Source organism: Bifidobacterium hapali, assembly GCF_002259755.1.
GTDB classification, from domain to species: domain Bacteria; phylum Actinomycetota; class Actinomycetes; order Actinomycetales; family Bifidobacteriaceae; genus Bifidobacterium; species Bifidobacterium hapali.
This window is the reverse complement of record NZ_MWWY01000017.1, coordinates 1-18,224: the sequence shown is the minus strand read 5'-3', so window position 1 is coordinate 18,224 and position 18,224 is coordinate 1. Positions and strand designations below refer to the sequence as shown.

Sequence of the window (18,224 nt, the reverse complement as noted above, 5' to 3'; positions counted from 1 at the left end):
GGACTTACCGAGAACTCTCGGTTTCGTCCCGCATCAAAGGAGTCTGGCGTATCGCCAGTCGTTCGCCGACCGCACGGAACGATGCCTGCACGGTCACGTCGAACGTAAACGTCTCTCCCGGCTTGAGTACCACGCGTTTCGCTCCCACGGTAAGTCCCTTGTGTGTGGTGATGGTGTCAAAGGACTTGCCATCGCTTAGCTTCCAGTCCACCAGTCTGCCATCGGCTGGCGCGTAGACATACACCATCGTCCAAATCTCCCCGACTTGTACATCTTCCGAGCGCTCGGACATGCCCTCACCGGACACATAGCGCGGCAACGAGGCCACGTCGGACTCGTTCAGCGTGTTCTTCATGGTGATGTGCACACTGTAATTCTGGGCTCCGGAAGAAAGCGTCTTGGCTTTCTTGGTGGTGATCGATCGGTCGAGATACCAATCCATCTTGCCTTGCGTGCCATCGGAGAAATACACGCCGACTGTGGGCTCCGCCGGTTTTGTTTCCAGCTCGCCCGCAATGACGGACCCGCTCAAATGGGTTTGTTCGTCAGGATGAGATGACCAGATTTTGAGATGTCCATTGGAAGTGGACGTCATGACCGCTTGCAGCAGTGCGCTCGACTTGCCATTCGCCGAAGAGACGACATGTTGGAAGGCATCATGCGCCACGCTGGAGAACACCCTATCCTGTTCGTCGGGCGTGAGATTCTCATAGTATATGTCATGCAGCAGATACTGCACCGTATTCGTTCCATCGAGTCTGGTTCCAGCCGACGTCGTCATGCCGCCGGTGATCTTGAGCAGATCCTGCAACAATACCGGATCGATCATGATCACGCCATCGGTGTCCTGCTGTTTGGCGTTCTTCCACATAGCCTGTGCAAGCTGTGCGGCACGTGGATAATCAGGCGTGAAGTTCACGTCATGCGGCGTGGTGACGAGTTTCTCACCGAACAGGCCCAGTTCCTCAGTGGTTTCCTCAAGAATCGGACGGTCCAGCAACGGAAGCTGCGTTTCCGGTACGAAATCGGAGATACTGATTGCACCGCCCCGCACGCTCAGCGTTCCCCATGACGCCGGCAAACCGCCAGTGGGACGGACTTCGGCATTGTTCTGCGCAATGACCAGATACGTTCTGGGCGAAGAATTACTCAGATCAAGCATGCCAGGAGCGACCTGTGCGATGCGGGAGAACACATCGACAAGGTTTGCAATACTGCCGAACTTGGCAGTGGCCTGATCGAGGGCGTTGGCGAGCATCGCGATATGCGGCGTGGGCAGATTATTCAGTTCGACATTGGCGTCGTTGAGCACGGTGCTGGCATGGGCAAGGTTTTCGGCCGATTCAGCGAGCCCCGGCATGGAAATCGTGGAATCCTTGATGCTGACCGAATCGATATTGAGATTTGCAGCGGAAGTGCTTAACTCGGGCAAAGCCTGATCGGATATGGTGTTGAGGATCTCGATGACATTGCGGACGACGCTGACGTCAGTGCCATAATATGGGATGAATGTGGGCACAGCCCATGCCGGCTGACTGGTTTGCCGATATGCTTCGTCTATACCTTGCGAGAACTGTGCAATGGCCGACTGGGCGGCTTGCGTGTTGCCGGACTGGATGGCTGATGACACGGCGGACGCGCCCTGCACAGCCTGTTCAATCCCTCGCTTGACCTTCAGCGCAGAATACCCCATGTATGCGGCATATGCGATCAACGCCAGCAACAGCACACAGACGACCAGCAGAATACGGCGACGACGATGCTTGCGCTTGATTCGTGCGATATGTTCGGCACTCATGCGACGGCGAGTGCCGTGAGGAGCGTCATCTTCAAGCATGGACTTGGTAAAACCCGATAGATCGGGGGTCGCGATGCCGCCGTCATCCTTCGGGTCATTTGAGTCAACACCCTGATCGTCTACGGGCACCTCCGGTATTGGAACCGGAGGTGCCGGAGGAACGTCACACCGAAATTCGTCCCCATGCTGCTGATGCTCATCATCGGACGATGTCATACGAAACAAACCCCTACTTGCCAGCCTATGGATATACCATCCCCATCATAGGCGGTAAACTGCCACCCCGAACAAAAACACCCCCTGTTCGGCATGCGTTCAACACGCGTTCGGCGCGCCACCAGCCGCCGACCGATCACGCGATCAGTATGCGCCCTTGTGGCTGAACACCGCGCCAACCGTACGGAACATCAGGACGATGTCTCCAAGAATCGACCAGTTCTGCACGTAGGCCACATCCAGCTGTTCGCTTTCCTCGGCACTCAAGTCGCTACGGCCGGACACCTGCCACGGGCCAGTGATGCCGGGCTTGACGAGCATGCGCATTGCATAGATCGGATTATAACGGGCAAATTCTTCAGGCAGCGGCGGGCGCGGGCCGACCACCGACATGTCGCCGATGAACACATTGAGGAACTGCGGCAGTTCGTCGATCGAGAAACGGCGGATGAAATGGCCGACCTTCGTGATGCGCGGGTCGTTCTTCATTTTGAAGATGAAACGATCCTCCTGACCGGTTTCCTCGGCCAGTTTGGCCTTGAGCGCATCCGCGTTCACCACCATTGAACGGAACTTGATCATGCGGAACGGTTTGCCACGCAATCCGATACGTTTCTGTGTGTAGAACACTGGGCCGCCATCGGTCAGTTTGATCGCGAGCGCAACCGGCAATGTGATGAACAGCGAGCATAGGATCGCCAACGACGAAACGACGATGTCGAATATGCGTTTGACGATGCGGGTAGTGATCCCGTACTGCGCAAGGCGAATCGTAAGCACGGTTGTGCCTTGGATCGAACGTACCTGCGTCTGATGGCCGGCCACGTCCACAGCAGAAGTGATCAGTGCCAGTTCCAATCCGAACGATTCCATGCGCACGGAGAAAATGTTGAAATTATCGGAGAAGCGGCGCAGCACATCGCATACCATCACGGTTTGTATACCCATGTTCACGAACTGTTCAGCCAAACCATGTTCAGCATATGAGACGATGGGGAGCGTATCGCCCCACTGCTCCTTGACGATACGTTCCATTGCGGCCGCATCGGGGTCGGCTTCAACCAAACCGGTCTGCGCGTTCAGTCGAATCGGGCACACCGCCACGGGCCGGTAGTTCAGCTGGTCACGCCGCGCAAGAAAACGCAGCGTCTTGCCGATGCCTTCGGGGGAACCGACGATGACCGTGCCGTATGCATACGATCCCTTGGCGCGACTGCGCGTGATGATCCGCCTGGCGATGATGCGCTCCACGACCGTGGCGAACCATGCGGCGACGGTCACCGACGTCACACCGGCCAGCGACAGATCGAGACCGAACACGAAACTCACCGCGCATAGGCCCATCCAACTGAGCACAGCACCTTTGAACACCAGCATGTTGAGCTGATATCCGTCTCCCATCACGTGGCGGTGGTACACGCCGGACACGCTCAGGCATGACACCCAAATCAGCGCGCCGATCACCAGATACAGGCTCACGGACAGGTTATCGCTCAGATTCCATATGGCGAGACGATGGACGTCGCCGAGAACATTGATCACACATGCGCCCGCAAGAATGAACATAGCTGCATCGCACATCGTCAACGCAAGATTGACGAAGAAGCGCCAATACAGCACATGACGCAATTGGAGTTGCTGCAGATCGTTCAGTACGACCGATGCATTCGAGGCCTCGTCGGGCGTCGACGCCGAAGGCTGCGGCGCGGGGCTCGCTGTTGGTGGCGCTGGGAGCGATGGCGGCGATGGCGGCGTTACAGCGCGCACCGCGGGGGCGGGGTTGATGTTGGCGCCAACATTGTTGGCTCCGACATTATCGTTCGTTTGAGGCATAGTCATGCCCTTCTCTCCTCCCGAGCGTTTTTTCATACCGACAGAAACGCGTCTGAACGGTTCATTTTACCGTAGACGCAACCCAATTCCATAGTCTGTCAACGCTCGATTTGTATCCTGCATCATTAATTAGTTGACGATGTTCGTGGTTCCCCTTGTCAGGACGTTGCGGTGAAACGTTTTATCGCGGCTCCCCTGACAAGAGGAGCCGCAAACGTCCACGAACTTCTGATGCAAGGTACTAGCTAAAACTATACCCCCCCCCAACCATGTGGCGCCTGAATGCCACGAAACCGCATCGTCGTAGCACAGCGCGGTACGCCCGGTCATACCCCACGTCGATTGTGAGCAGCGCCGGCAACCATCTATAGTGATCGTGGATGGTACAAGGAGGCGGCATGAGCATACCGAATAAAACAACAGAAACGTCCTTCGCACATGTCACGCCATTGGCCGGCTCAGCAGTCGCACCTCGCAAACCCTACGAACCACATACGTCAGCTGAATCCTCCGTATCCAGTCCAGAGGCAATATCAATCATCGTACCGGTATACAACGTGCGCAACTATGTGGCCGACTGTATACGTTCGTTAACAATTGCAGTCACATCATTTCATTCACAATATGGACTCGATGCTGAAATCATCGTCGTAGACGACGGTTCGACGGACGGGAGCGGAGACATCGTCGAATCGCTCGCGCACGTTGCTACGATCCGCATATTCCACACTGATAACAACGGTCTTGCATCAGCCCGCAATTTCGGCGTGAATCAGGCGCACAGCGAGTATGTATCGTTCGTGGATGGCGACGATATGGTCAGCCCGGATTATCTGTGCACACTATATGCCGGAATGATCACCGCGAACGCATCCGCAAACCGTCTTCACGACAAAGCGCTGGTCATCGGCACGTATGCCACAGTCCCCGAAAACGCTGACCTGCAACAAGCAATCGCACTGACCGACTCGCCAACAACACCCACACTCGAATCGGCAGTGCACGTCATGACTTCGAGCAACGCGATACGTCGTACGCTCGCCGGCGTGGTACCGATACAGGCGGTAGCGAAACTCGCGCGACGCGACTGGTATGTGCAGCACCCTTATGCGGCTAGGCATCTGTATGAGGACCTTGAAACGATCATTCCACTGCTCTCTTCGGTCGATACCGTAGTGTTGATCAGCACACCCATATACTGCTACAGGCAGCGGCCCGGCTCGATCACACGTAACGCCCATCCGTCGATGAAGCAATTGCAGGACTACTGCCATGCGATCGACACATTTGAACGCGAATGTGCCACGCGATGCAACACCGCCTCCGAGCGCGATCTGCTCGCCTATCAGATCGCCACACAATGCACACGTTTGCATCGCACGATACGCATCGCTTCACGAGCGGGAGGCGGCTTATCCACGCAGGAACGTGACACGCTACGGACGCTGGACGCGCAGACGGACGCACGCGTACGTTCGCTACTCCCTGCAGCGCTGCAAGCGCCGGGCACCAGTCGATCAGGCTGCATCCGCATACGACTGTTCTGCCTCAGCCGGTTGCTGTACGATATGGCATTCGACTGTTACGAAGCACTCGCAAAACGGTGAGGGACGGCGCACTTCGGCGCCGCGATTTGCCTTGATTTCTATGGTCCGACCGCGCCAAACCGGCGCCGAGCCGAAACGATAGTACCGACGTTTGCGCATTTGCCGGTTGCGCTGTGCAGCGCATCACGTAATCTTGCCATGTGACGAAAATGCGTAAGAATCCAGCCACGACGCCGGGGACCGATCAGCAGGACGGCGACCAGCAGATCAGTCTGCAAACCGAACAGCAGCACGCCGAATCATACGATCCAGTCCTTGCTGCAACCGGTTTATACATGTGTCATTTGGTGGCGTGCGCGTTGCGCGGAGTCCACGCAGAAAACGATTCCAAGCCCGGTGGTGTGACATGGGCAAACGTGTATACGTTGGCAAAGCGCAACAGCATCGAAGCCATCACTTGGATGGGACTGCCGGAACATCCGAACGAGCCGATCTCCGATGATCTGCGCGCCGTATGGGAAAAATCAGCTGATCTGACGCTGTTCCGGCAGCTGAATTTCGACGCGGCACGCGAGGAAATCGGACGCAGGCTGCTGGACCACGGCATTTCGTTCATGGCACTCAAAGGCGTGCATACGTCCGCATACTATCCGCAGCCAGGCATGCGTTCGATGGGAGACAACGACCTTCTGTTCGACATGATCGAACCGATCGCGCAATCGCAACAATCCACCGTGGTTGGTTCGGCCAGCGACATCGCGGATACGTCCACCAGTTCCGCCGATCACACGAACCACACGAATCACAATGCCGGCTATCAGCCGCAAGGCAAAACCGATCAGGAAAAACGTTCCAAGCAGGAGCATTCCGCGCAGATCCTGTTCGATATCATGCACGATCTCGGATACACGTTGCAGGAAACGCACAACGGCATGTGGGAGTTCGACCGACCTCCCCAACTGTCGTTCGAAATGTTCCAGAGCATCGCCATGCCACGTAGCGCACACTACCGGTATTACCGCAATCCGTGGGCCCGAACCGTGCCGGACGATCCGCAGTCATTCGCAGAGCACGGTTGCGGACAGATGCATTGGCCGATCGAAGACCAGTACTTATTCCACTTGTCGCACATGTTCAAACACTACGATGAGGGAGGCGGATGCGGCATACGGTTCGCGATAGACGAATACGTGTTCCTGCAAGCCATGCGGGATGCCGATTGGCAGTATATAGGCACCGAACTGGAGACCATGCACCTGACCGATTTCGAACGACGGGTAAGACGCGTTGCACTGATCGCATTCGGCGGGGAGTCGTTGCGGAACGAATTGACGATGAACCGAATCGCGCAAGGTAAGGTAACGGCTACGGCCGAGCGCGGAGTAGCCGGCAACAAAGGCGGAGTAGCCGGACGCGAGCGCGGGGCAGGCGAGATGGGCGGCAGCGAAACGCGCGGGGCGAGCGGCACGAGCGCCGATATTGCAGCCGACACTGAAGCCACGAGCGACAACGACGCGAGTTCGCCGGAAGATATGGATTTCCTGTATTTCCTGCTCACCTGTGGCATCTACGGCAATGTCGAATTCCAGATCGCCCATGATCTGCGTAAAGCGCAGGCCTCGGGATGCGAAGACGGTGGTTCCCTGCGATACCTGCGCCGGAGACTGTTTCCCCCATATGCCTTGCTGATTTCGACATATCCGTGGCTCGAGGGCAAGCCGTGGTTGGTGCCGTTCATGCCTATTTACCGGCTTGTGCATGGATTGACGCACAATAGTGGCAAAATCCTCACCGAACTCAAAATCCTGATTCACCGCCGGTGACGTGAGCGGGTCACTCACCTTCTTGGGTTTGCCAAGGATTGATATCAGGGGCGAGAGGCGGCGCGAACAGCGCTTTGCGATCGGCATACCGCAAACCCGTAAGCGTTTCAAAACCAATATGCGTCGCATTCTCGCCAGCGTCCTCACCGGCCAAAACCGCGGCATCACCGGCAAGAGCCCCACCCTCGTCGGCAGAAGTCCCAGCAACTGCGGCATTACGTCCATCAGCCCTCCCCCATGCGAGTGACATCACATACGTCGGAGCAAGGAGCAGTATGCGATCGAGCATGTCGAGCGCAGCCGTCGCACCGATACGGTCATGAGGCATGAACGCATTGCGTAACGCGCGATCGGTCACGATGGCCGGATCAACATGATGCACTTCGCAAGCATCATGCTGTGCCAATCCAGCAATTCCACTCATCACCGCACCGCCGATACCACCGCCGACCGTACCGCCGCCGCCAGCACGCGCCATACCCCAGTCACCACCCGCTGTCGGCGTGACGAAACACCACGCGTTAAGCGGCACCGCTACATTACGCGACCATCCTTCACGACGATTCCACGGCGTGGGCTGCACGGTAACGAACCGTTCGCGACCGTGCTTATCGGTGCCGATTGCCAGCCAACCGTCACCGATAATCCGCACGGCATCGCCGAGATACCTTCGCCATTGCAACACATACGATTCCAACATCGTCATGTCGTTGAATGACCGTCCGGAAAACAGATACGCGCGATTCTCGTATTCAATGCATATGCCGAACACTGCAAGTATTCGCTTGCGCGGCAGTCCGCCAAGCATCGTGCGACGTAAGCATTCGGCACGAGCGGTTTCGATGCGCGCCCGAACAGTACCGCCGGACGACTCACGTTCTGTGGCAAGCTCGCGCATGATGGATGCGAACATGGTTTTACCGACCGTGGCGCGTACCGGCGCACGATCGACGCCGGACCATTCGGGGATGAGATACGGCTCGAACCTGCGTTGCCACGATAGGGATTGCATGCCGGTATCCGCACGCGCACCACGCGCACTACCCGCGCCCGCACGCAGACGCGAACCACCTGCACGCAACCCCGCACGCGCATCCCCTGCAATCGCCCGCGCCAACGCCGGCCGCAACGAAGCCGGCAACGTGCCGTCAATCCGACACTCAACGCCGGCGACCCGGCACAGGAACCGTTCGGTTCCGGCCGGGTCGTCAACGCCTCCCGCAGAGTCCCCAAAGGACCCCGCAAAGGAGCTACCTACCGCACTCTTCATGCGCGACTACCTGATCATCTCGCTCACCTTGACGGTACGTGCAGCACCGCTCACGAGCGTCCCGTCGAGCGTCCGCCAAGACGGGGTCACGGTGATGGCCTTGTCGTAGTACGCCTTCGGGATGTTGCGCAGCAGACCGGTGGAGAAGTACTTGGCGGTCGAATCGCCGAATACCTGGGCGGCCGTCATCGACTTGCCGCCGGCACTGATCGTGCTGTAGGCGTTGGAGTTGTTGATCTGCAAGGCCTTCGACAATCCGTCCACGGTCACATCGTAGCGCACGAGGTCGTAATCGTAGCTGTCAAGCGCGGTGATGAACCGCAGTGTCGTGGTCGGCGAGTCGGCGGTCGTTCCGGAGGCGAGCTGTGTCTTGACGGACAGCAGTCCCGCGTTCACGAACTTGGCATATGCCTTGCCGGAGGTCGGCTCATACGGCTTGGTGAATGCCGCGTCGGAGAACCAGCCGGCGAAGATCTTGCCGTTCGGTGCGGCCGGCGAGGTCCACTTGCCGGCCGGCAGATCCTGCCCGTCGGTCAGGCCACCGACCTTCTTGTACCACTCGACGTAGTACTGGTTGACGGCGAGGCTGCGCACGGTCACGGTCTTGAACGCGGTCACGTCGGTCGGCTTGCCGTCGAGCACGAGCCGCGCGATGGCGGTCACCGTGCCGGACGCGCCGTTGCCGGCCTTGCTGAGCACGCCGGTCGCGGCGTCGATGGTGGCGATCGACGGCTGGTCGACGCTCCACTGCCACGAAACCTTGTGCTTACCGATGGTCGAACCGTCGCCGGCCAGTCCGGTGCCGGCGTACAGCTGAGTGCGCAACGTGTTGTCGGGGATCTCGTTGCTGCCGGTGACGCTCGGCTTGACGGCGATGAATTCCATCGAGTCGCCCTTCGCGTCCGGATACGTGGCCGACTTGACGGTCACGTTCGCCACGCCGGGCGCCGCGGCCGTAACGACGCCGGTGGAGGCATCCACGGAGGCGACGCTCGTGTTGTCGGACGTCCAGTTGAGCGACAGATCATGCGCGTTGGCCGGATCAACGTGCGCGGTCAGACCGAACGTGGAACCGTTGTTGAGGTTCGCGACGAACGGGCTGGCGGTATCGATGGTGACCGCGGTGACCGGATTGTTCTCGAAGGTGGCGGATTTGCCGTACACCCAGAACGATCCGTTGCCGCCGAGGCCGGAGACGCCCTTGTTGTTGAGCTTGATCTTGCCGAAGACGGTGGTCGTGCCTTGCGCGAGGCTGGTCTTCATGGTGGCAAGACCGTTGCCGCCGTTGTCGCCCGCTTCGCTCGTGGTGACGAACGGCGTGGCGGCGGTGTCGCCGGCGAGCGCTTCGAGCGTGGATTCGCTGTCTGCGCTGGCCTTGTAGAGCGCGTCCTGTCCGTTGACGAGAGCGGCGGAGGTGCCGAGCGGCGCGTATTGCGCGCTCACGTCCTTGTAGTTCTTGCTTGATGGCGTGCCGATGAACGGCTTGACACCGAGCTGGTCACCGAACGTGAGGTTGCCTTGCGCGTCGGTCATCATGTGAACGCTCGCATTGTCGGCGGCGAGGATGCTGATGTCTGTGCCGCTGATCGGCGTGATGTGGCCGCCGGTGAGGTAGGCGGTCGCGTTGGCGTCGATTTGGATGCGTGAGTTCGGCGTGGCGGTTTGCTGGATTTCGCCTCCGGTGACGTCCTTGAAGTCGCCGCCGTTGACGGTCAGCTTGCGTCCGGCTTGCACGCTGGAGATCGTGCCGCCGTTGATGGTGAGGTTGCCGTTGGCTTGCACACCGCCGTAATACCCGTTGCCGTTATAGGTGCCGAAGGAGTAGATCGTTCCGCCATCGATGGTGACGTTGGCGGTGGCGTTCGTGGACTTCAGACCGTAATTAGAACCGATGAGCGTGGTGCCGTTGCCGATGATGGCGCTGGCGTTCGCACCGGAGACGCAGACGGCGTTGCCGTTGTCTGCACCGCACGGGTCGGACGAGTTGCCGGGCTGACCGTACTTGGTTTGCATGGTGACGGTTCCCCGGGTGACGAACGACGCGCTGGAGCCATCGCTGCCGACGACGACCGGCTGGGCGCTGGTATATGGGCTGCCACCGATACGTGTGCCGTCGAGGGTGAGCGCACCGTTGGAACCGTCGATCATGAGTCGGACGCCGTTACGCACCTGCAGTTCGACTTGCTTGATCGTGTGCGCGGAACCGTTGGAGCGGATCACGGTGTCGTGGTCAACGTGCAGGATGCGCGAATCATCCGGGATCCACGAATTACCCTCAACCTGGAAGTCGCCGCAGATTTCGATCACGGCAGCACCCTGGTTGAGCGCGTCAATGAAGCCTTCCTTCGTGCATGCTTGCGTTACCTGACCGTTGGCTGCGGCCTTCAGCGCGTCGAGCATCTTGCGTACGGCGACCAGCTTGTCGTAGTTGGTCACCTTCGGCTTGTCGTCTCCGCTCAGCTTGTTGTACGCGGCTTCCGCGGCGGCAACCGCCGACTCGTCGCTGACCTTCACGCTGGAGACGGACGGCAGTGCGTCGATCTGGTCGATGACTTTCTGCACGTCGGTTTTCTCAACGACCGGTGCGCCCTTGTTGATGGCGAACGAGTCGATCTGAACCGACTGTCCGTTCTCCACCTTGTACGCGCGGTAGTACAGCATATCGCCGTCAATATTGATACCAGCGTATGCGGGCACGTCCAGTTCGAGCGATACGGCGGATTCGACTGCCGGGTCTTCATGCTGCTGGTAGTTCTTTACGCCTGCCGTTCCGGCGATCGCATACACGGTGCCGTTCGGGTTGTTGACGACGTTGAAGTTCTGGCCGGCGTACTCCTGCGTGGACGTGTCGACCGGCGTCTTCTTGCCATCGCGGTCGAGCCAGTCGGTGCGGTTGTACGTGTGGTCGTGGCCCGAAAGGACCATGTCGATGTGGTTCGTCGCCGCGAATGCGGTCAGCTGCTTGCGAATCGCGACCACGTCGGCGTCCGCATGATGCGGTCCGTTCGAGTACGGCGACTTGTGCAGCACGAGGAACTTCCACTTGGCACTCGAGGTGCTTACGACCTGCTGCGCCCATGCGATCTGCGTGGGGCTGAGCGCGTTGTCGGAGCCGAGATCGTTGGAGTTGAGCACGACGAACAGCGCGTTCTTGTACGTGTACGAGTAGTACGTACCGGTTGATTCGGAGCCGGACTGTTCTGGAACATCGAGGTTTTCGATGTTGAAGTGGCTGCGGATCGGGTTCGGGTCGGTCACGCCGGGCACGTGGGACTTGTCCTCATGGTTGCCGGTGGTGGCGGCCACGGCCATCGACCGTTCGTTGTCGCCGTCGAGGAGCCACGTCCAGTAGTCCTCGTTGGAGCCTTCGTCGACCACGTCGCCGCCGTGCACGGTGAACGCCGTGTTCGGCATCGTGGCCTGCGCGGAAACGAGGGTCTTGTGGTACGTGTCGTAGTCGGACGGGATCATGCCTTGCGAATCGTCCACGTTGAGGAACGAGAACGAATCGGCCTTATCGCTGGTCGAACCGGTCGTGAACGCGGTCGTCGTGCTCCAGTAGTCGCCGGAGCTGACGCGGTACCAGTACCGTTCGCCGACGGTCAGTCCGGTGACCTGCGCGGAGTACTTGGTGTACAGATCCTTGCCGTAACCGGACGTAAGACCAAGGTTGAGCAGCGTCTTGGGTTTGATAACCTGCTCGGCGGTGGCGTTCTGCGTGGAAACGATGGACGCGCAGCCGGCGTCACGGCATACCTGTACCTGACCGGCCTTGGTGACCGTGTCGAAACCGTGGTCGGCGTTGGTCTTCGTCGTGTCGTAGAACGAGCGTGCGTACCAGCGGAAGGCGCGATCCTTGACCGTGTCCTTGCCGAGGCTCATCGAAATCTGCGTCGGCTGTCCGGCGCCGGCGGCAGCGTCGTCGGGGTCGAACGGCGTCTTCGTGCCGGTGTACGTGATGCGCACCGCCTGTCCGCTGTTCTCCACGTCGTCTTCGCCGACCGAATCGGTGGCCATCTGCATGATGATCGTCTTGAAAATACCGCCCATACCGCTCAGGAAGCTGGGGCTCATGTATTCTTCGACCTTGTCGTTGACGATCGAACGGATCTTCGCGGCATTGAAGCCGAACGTGTCGAGCGTGGACTTGAGGTTGCCGTTGGACGTGGCCGTGTTGAGTACGGTCAGCCACAGGCCGGACAGTCCGCCCTTCGACCAGTTGATCGCCAGCTGGCTGGTGATGCCGTCAAGCGTGCCGTTGCCGCCTTCGGGAACGATCGTGTTGAGCAGCAGGTCGATCACGTCGCGGACAATGCCGCCTTGTGCGATCGCATCCGCACCGGCCTTGATCTTGTCCTGGTTGACGGCCAAGGAGCTGCTTTCCGCGCCTTGCAGATGGTTCGTCATGAGATCGGAGACAAGATTGACGAGCGCGTATCCGGAACCGGACACCGGCTGCATCTTCGAAATCTGGTCGACGATCGTCTTGATCTGATCGGCGAGATAATCCGGGTTCTGCAGGAACTTGACGTCAACCTGTGCGAGCAGATCGTAGACCATGTCCATGATCTGATCGTCGGAGATCGTCGTTTCGCCGAGGATCGTCGCGGCACCGCCGATGCCCTTGAGATGCAGCGCACCGTTCGCATACCATGCTTGCGCGGTGTATGCGGAACCGGAGATCGTCATCGGGCTGGACAGATACTGCGTGAGATATTCGCTGATCGTCTTCTTCAGGTCGAGATCGGGCTGGCTTGCGGCCAGGTATTCCTTCAGTCCCTGCTTGCCGATCTTTTCCATCATCGGGCGGACAGTGCCTACGGCCATGTCGGTGATCATGCCGTCGCCGTACAGCTTGCGCTTGGTGTATGCCTCAAGGTTGTGGATGACCTGTTCGTGCGTATCGGTGTTGCAGGCGCTCCACTGGCCGTTCGAGTCGGCCGGCAGCGTGACGCCGTAGCCGCAGTGCACGGTGATATCGACGTGCTTGCTCGGCTCGTTCGGGTCGCGGCCGACGCTCACGGTCTTCACATCCATGGTTTCCGCGTGGCGCTTGCCTTGCGTGCCGCCGAGTTCCTGACCGCGGTAGAAGTCCACGTAACGCACCGGCGTGCCGTAGCTGGCGAGTGCACCGGTCTGGATGTCGGTGAGCTGGTTGCCGTTGGGGCTCACGTAGTCGGCGCGATCGTTGACGTGCACGTGGCCGGTGAACATCCAGCGCATGCCCGCGTCGGCGAGCGTGGTGGCGACCTGCTGCCAGTTATCGACGACGTATTCGTTCAGCGTTTTGTCTTCGTTGACGAAATGCGGCACGATGCCGTGGTGCAGGAAGCCGATGACGGTCTTGCCTTGGCTGTCGGCGTCCTTGGTGACTTGCGCGAGCCACGGCAGCAGCGTCGGGTCGATGCGGCCGGCGGTCACGTGCTCGTTGTAGTCGTAGCCGGTTTCCGCATCGGGGCTGTACTTGCCGGAGTCGATGGCGACGAAACGGAAGTTTTCATCGTCAACGTAGTAGCTCAGCTCTCCGGCCACCTTGGTGGGCACGCCGTTCGCGTCGCGGTAGTGGGCCGGGTCGTTGAAGTCGGTGTTGGTGTTGCCGGGGTTGTGGAAGAAGTGGCTCGGGGCATTCGAGTTGGTCTTGCGATCTTCGGCGTCCTGCTCGGCGGCTTGCTCGTAGCCGAAGTTGCCCATGACCGTGCGGAAGAACTTCGGGTCGGTGGCGCCTTGAACCATCGACTCACCTTTGGAGTTCGTGGTGTGGAAATGCGGGTCATTCGCGATGAACGTGTCCTCGGAGTTCACGAGCGGAGCGGGTTCGCGCTGCTTGGTGCCTTCGTTGAAGTTCCACGCGTCGGTGTTGTAGATGTCGTGGTTGCCGTTGATGACGAAGACCTGCGTGCCTTTGCCGTTGTTGTAACCGGCTTTCTGGGTTTCGTCTTCGATTTTCTGGAATTTGTTGGCGATGTCGATTTCGGCCTGCTGTTCGCCGTCCTTGGTGAGGTCGCCGGTGACGAGCACATAGTTGGGGTGGTCTTTGATGATCATGTCGACGGCCTTGTCGGAGATCGCGTTGGACTCTTCGAGGAGTTTCGGATCGCCGCCCACGTAGTCGTGGAAGTCGTCGTCATCGTCGGCGTAATTCGCCGGATAGTAGTGCGTGTCGGACAGGACGCCGATCTTGGCGCTGCCGGCGGCCGCGTTGTCCGGGCCAGCCGGTGTCGGCTCGGCGGCGAGGGCCGTTTGAGGAGCGACGACGATACCGGCGGTTAATGTCGCGACAGCCGCCGCGGTGGCCGCTACCGTGGCCATCACGCGACTCAACGCGTCACGATGAAATAAATGCATACGCATGGTTGCAAGCCTCTTAGATTGGATTGCGTAGTTGATTGTTGAACAGCTTGGGTGAAGCTGGAGGAATCGGGAAACCGATCGAGGGAACAGCGCGCATGAAAAAGCCGACGAAGGTTCTCCTTGCGTCGGCTGTGAAATTATGGCTACTGGATGTCCCCGAAGGAGGAGTCGTCCTGCGGCTGGTCCTGAACCTTGTCGCTCAGGTTGCCGGACTTGGCGGAATCAGCGTTTTCAGTGTTCGTCGAGTCCGCTGACTGGCCGTTTGAGGACGAGTTGACGAGATCGTTGAAATCGACCCCGTCTTCGTCGCCGCCGTTCGCGACCTTGCCGTTAGCGCTGTCGCTCTTCGCATCCCCGCTGTTCGCTGCCTCACCGGCATCGGGCTGGGAGGTCATTGGCTTGCCGTCCGAACTCGGGTCCGCTTGACGGACGAGCGAGCGCGCGGTGTCACCGTTCTGATCGCGTATCGACGAGATGATCGTGGTCGATGCGGCGAAGATGATCGCAACGGCGACCACGGCGGCGATGATGGCAAGCAGGCGAACGCTCACCTGCTTGCCGAACAGGGCCACAGTGGAGGCTTCCCCATGACGGGCGCTGTGCTTTTCGTTGCTCACGATTGCATTGCCTTTGTTGGGTTGGTTAGCTGTGGGTCAGCGATCAGTGGATCGGACCCCAGTTACCGTCACCAGGCTCAGTAGTGCCAGAACCGCCCGGAACAGGACCCGGGTCAGGGCACGGATTCAGGCGGAAGGCCGACGCACCCTTACCCATATCAATACTTGGTTCACTGCAGTTAGCCGTGTCAACCTCGCCGGTGAATGCCACCACGTAGAGGTTCGGCATTTCATATTGCTTCTTCATCTTGTCCTCGTTTTCTTGGATATTCAAACGATTATGATTAACTGGGTTGCACTTGATCATCGAGTGCAACCCGATGGGATTGAGGTCAGAGCTTCTTCGTAACCGGAATGCCGGTGACGACGGTGCCGTCAAGCGTGGTCCAGCTCGGGGTAATGGTCACCTTGAACGGGCCAAAGATGGTGTTGTTGAGGTAACCGGACGGGATGCCGCGCAACAGTGCCGTTGCGAAGTAGCCCTTGCCGTTGTTGGACTGAGCGACATTGCCGAACGTACCAAATGCCTGATCAGTGAAAGCTGCCGGAGTGACGTTGTTAACGGCCGTGTACACGTGATCAGAATTAAGCGTGCCTTCGCCCTTGTCCGGAGACGTAGTCGCGCTGCCATACTGCCATTCGATCTTGAACTGCACATTGCGGTACTTCAAGGTGTCAATGGCGGTCAGGAAGCGCAGTACCGTACCATCCGTAGACTGCTGCACAGCAACGTTCTGGTTCTTCGCATCCGCAAAGTGAGCCCACACGAACTGCTTGGTAGTCAGAGTCTCGTTCGTGCCGCCATCAACAGCGTAGACACCGTCTCCAGCAGTGTACGAGTCATCGTTGTTCAGATCGATGTCGTTGGTGTTCTGGTTGGTGTTGTAATCAGCACCGCTCTTGAACCAGCCGGCAAACTTACGCCTCTCATAGGTTCCAGCCTGATAGCTGGAATCCTGAACACCGGCAGCACCCGGGTAGGTGCTGTTCCGCTTGTAATTGCCATTGGCTTCGGTGCGAGAGTACCATTCGTAATCCACTACGGTCGGCACGCCGAACACGGTCGCGATGCCTTCGCTGTTCGGGTCGAAGACCTTCTCGCCCTCCGTCGCATTCGCAGTGAACTTGTTCTTGCTGTACAGTGTGTATTCTCCATACACGCCGTAAGTGCCGTGGTATCCGAGGTAGCCAGAGGAAATCTTGGTACCCTGCTTGGTCCATGAGGTGTTCAGCGCGGTCTTGGTGCCCTTCCCCGTGGCCTGAACATCGAACGGGACTTCCGGTGTGGCGTCGTAATTCACGTCGATCTTGCCGTTGCCGGGCTGATCGGAAGCGCCTGGAACCTTGGTCACATTCAGGCTCACCGTCGGATCGGTGATGAAACCGTTGCCATTGCCGTATGCCGAGCCGATGTACGGCTGAGTCTGGCTACCCAGCTTGACAGCACCAGCCTCGGCAGCGCGTACATACAGCTTTGCATCCTTGGCCAGCTTGATGGCTGCCGGGACTGCATTGTTGGGATCTCTATCGTCGGCGATCGTACCGCCGGTGACGTATACGGTGCCGGCGTCCACGCGCAGCGGATACTTGGCATCCGTCGGGTTGGATCCATCGATATCAGCTACCTGAGTAGCGATGTAGCCGCCGGAAATGTTGGCAGTACCGGAAGCCACGCGAATGCTGGAGATTTGAGCGCCATTGGACACGTTCAAGGTACCTGCGGAGTAGATGGCGTGTGCCGGCTGAGCTTCGATGTCGCTGCCGAACGCCCAAGCATTGTCGGACTCAGACACATAGGAACCGTTCGACACGTTCACCGTGGCATTCTGAGAAAGATTGACCACTGCACCGTCAGAGCCGTACACAGTCGGCTTCGAGCCGAAATTGCCGGACGACTGAAGGTTGACCTCGGTACCTGCGGGGGCGCTGGCGTCGACCTTGATACCGATGGCTTCGGTGCTGGTGTTGCCACCGTTGGAGTCCAAGCGCGCAGTGTCTTTCAGCGTCACCTTGCCATCGAAAACGGTGACCGGGATTTCGGCACGATTGCCGCCATTAGGCTCATCATCGTCAATAGCGAGGTTGCCGGCGAGCGTCAGATGGGCACCATTCTTGACTTGGAACGCAATGTCCTTGATGCGGGAGACATCGGTATAGCCGCCAACGCCTGCCTGGTCATCGCCGCCAGTACGTGCACCATAGATTGTCACATCGTGAGTGACATCAACCTTGGCTTCATCGGCGTTGTCCGAGAAATCGATGTGGTCGCTCCAGACCCAGTTGCTCTCGGTATCAGCAAAGTAAATCGTGTTCACGCTGGAACCATTGCCCAGCGCATTGCGCAGTGCATTGTTCTCTTCCGTAGCAGATACGGTTGTGCACAGCTTAAGCGTGTTGCCGCTCGGCACATTGCATTCCAGTCCCGACGGAACCTGAATGTCTGCAGCCTGTGCGACTTGCGGCGTGACGACCACGGCACCGAGCATCGTCAGTCCTGCGGCTGCTGCGGCAAGCGTGCGTAGCATCTTGCTATATGCGAATTGCATATCGCTCCCTTCTTCTTACCAACGCATAGGGGCCGGACGCTTCGCGCGCCCGGCCCCTATGCCAAGTCCTCAATGGCCGACGGCATGTGCTGCCGGCCACTTTTCCCGAAGGGAACCCATACTGCCCGATCACCCTCCGAATGCACGTTCAGAGTATGTTCCGCACCCGCTGGAACAGGTAAACGGTGAATTTGGCGCTTGCAGCAAAAGCACCGAGTTACCC

At 59.0% G+C, this 18,224-nt stretch carries 9 protein-coding genes; 2 read left to right on the top strand and 7 right to left on the bottom strand.

Translation table 11 applies throughout. The features are described 5' to 3' along the window. Positions 1 to 4: 4 nt before the first annotated feature. Entirely contained in the window at positions 5 to 1,927 is a 1,923-nt protein-coding gene (locus BHAP_RS03905) for a DUF4012 domain-containing protein (RefSeq protein ID WP_158216421.1), read from the bottom strand. Between the two features lie 231 nt (positions 1,928 to 2,158). Continuing rightward, the gene (locus BHAP_RS03900; RefSeq protein ID WP_244569284.1) at positions 2,159 to 3,853 is read right to left on the bottom strand and encodes a sugar transferase; all 1,695 of its coding nucleotides are present in this window, start codon (positions 3,851 to 3,853) and stop codon (positions 2,159 to 2,161) included. Positions 3,854 to 4,245: 392 nt separating this feature from the next. Between BHAP_RS03900 and BHAP_RS03895 the strand changes: the two genes are divergently transcribed. Beyond that, on the top strand, positions 4,246 to 5,454 hold the full coding sequence (locus tag BHAP_RS03895; RefSeq protein ID WP_158216420.1) for a glycosyltransferase family 2 protein: 1,209 nt from the start codon (positions 4,246 to 4,248) through the stop codon (positions 5,452 to 5,454). 149 nt (positions 5,455 to 5,603) lie between these two features. Beyond that, a complete protein-coding gene (locus BHAP_RS03890; protein WP_094729450.1) occupies positions 5,604 to 7,217 on the top strand; it encodes a nucleotidyltransferase family protein in 1,614 nt (537 codons plus the stop codon). Positions 7,218 to 7,227: 10 nt separating this feature from the next. Here BHAP_RS03890 and BHAP_RS03885 read toward each other — a convergent pair whose 3' ends face one another. From BHAP_RS03885 to BHAP_RS03865, 5 genes are all read right to left on the bottom strand, one after another. Next, entirely contained in the window at positions 7,228 to 8,487 is a 1,260-nt protein-coding gene (locus tag BHAP_RS03885; RefSeq protein WP_094729449.1) for a hypothetical protein, read from the bottom strand. A 6-nt stretch (positions 8,488 to 8,493) separates the two neighbouring features. After that, positions 8,494 to 14,832 (bottom strand): metallophosphoesterase, encoded by a 6,339-nt coding sequence (locus BHAP_RS03880; protein ID WP_158216419.1) that lies wholly within the window; start codon positions 14,830 to 14,832, stop codon positions 8,494 to 8,496. A gap of 149 nt (positions 14,833 to 14,981) precedes the next feature. Further along, the gene (locus tag BHAP_RS03875; RefSeq protein ID WP_143248724.1) at positions 14,982 to 15,455 is read right to left on the bottom strand and encodes a hypothetical protein; all 474 of its coding nucleotides are present in this window, start codon (positions 15,453 to 15,455) and stop codon (positions 14,982 to 14,984) included. Positions 15,456 to 15,498: 43 nt separating this feature from the next. Next, entirely contained in the window at positions 15,499 to 15,702 is a 204-nt protein-coding gene (locus BHAP_RS03870) for a hypothetical protein (RefSeq protein WP_094729446.1), read from the bottom strand. Between the two features lie 85 nt (positions 15,703 to 15,787). Beyond that, positions 15,788 to 18,001: a hypothetical protein gene (locus BHAP_RS03865; RefSeq protein WP_094729445.1), complete on the bottom strand. Its 2,214-nt coding sequence runs from the start codon at positions 17,999 to 18,001 to the stop codon at positions 15,788 to 15,790. Positions 18,002 to 18,224 lie beyond the last annotated feature (223 nt).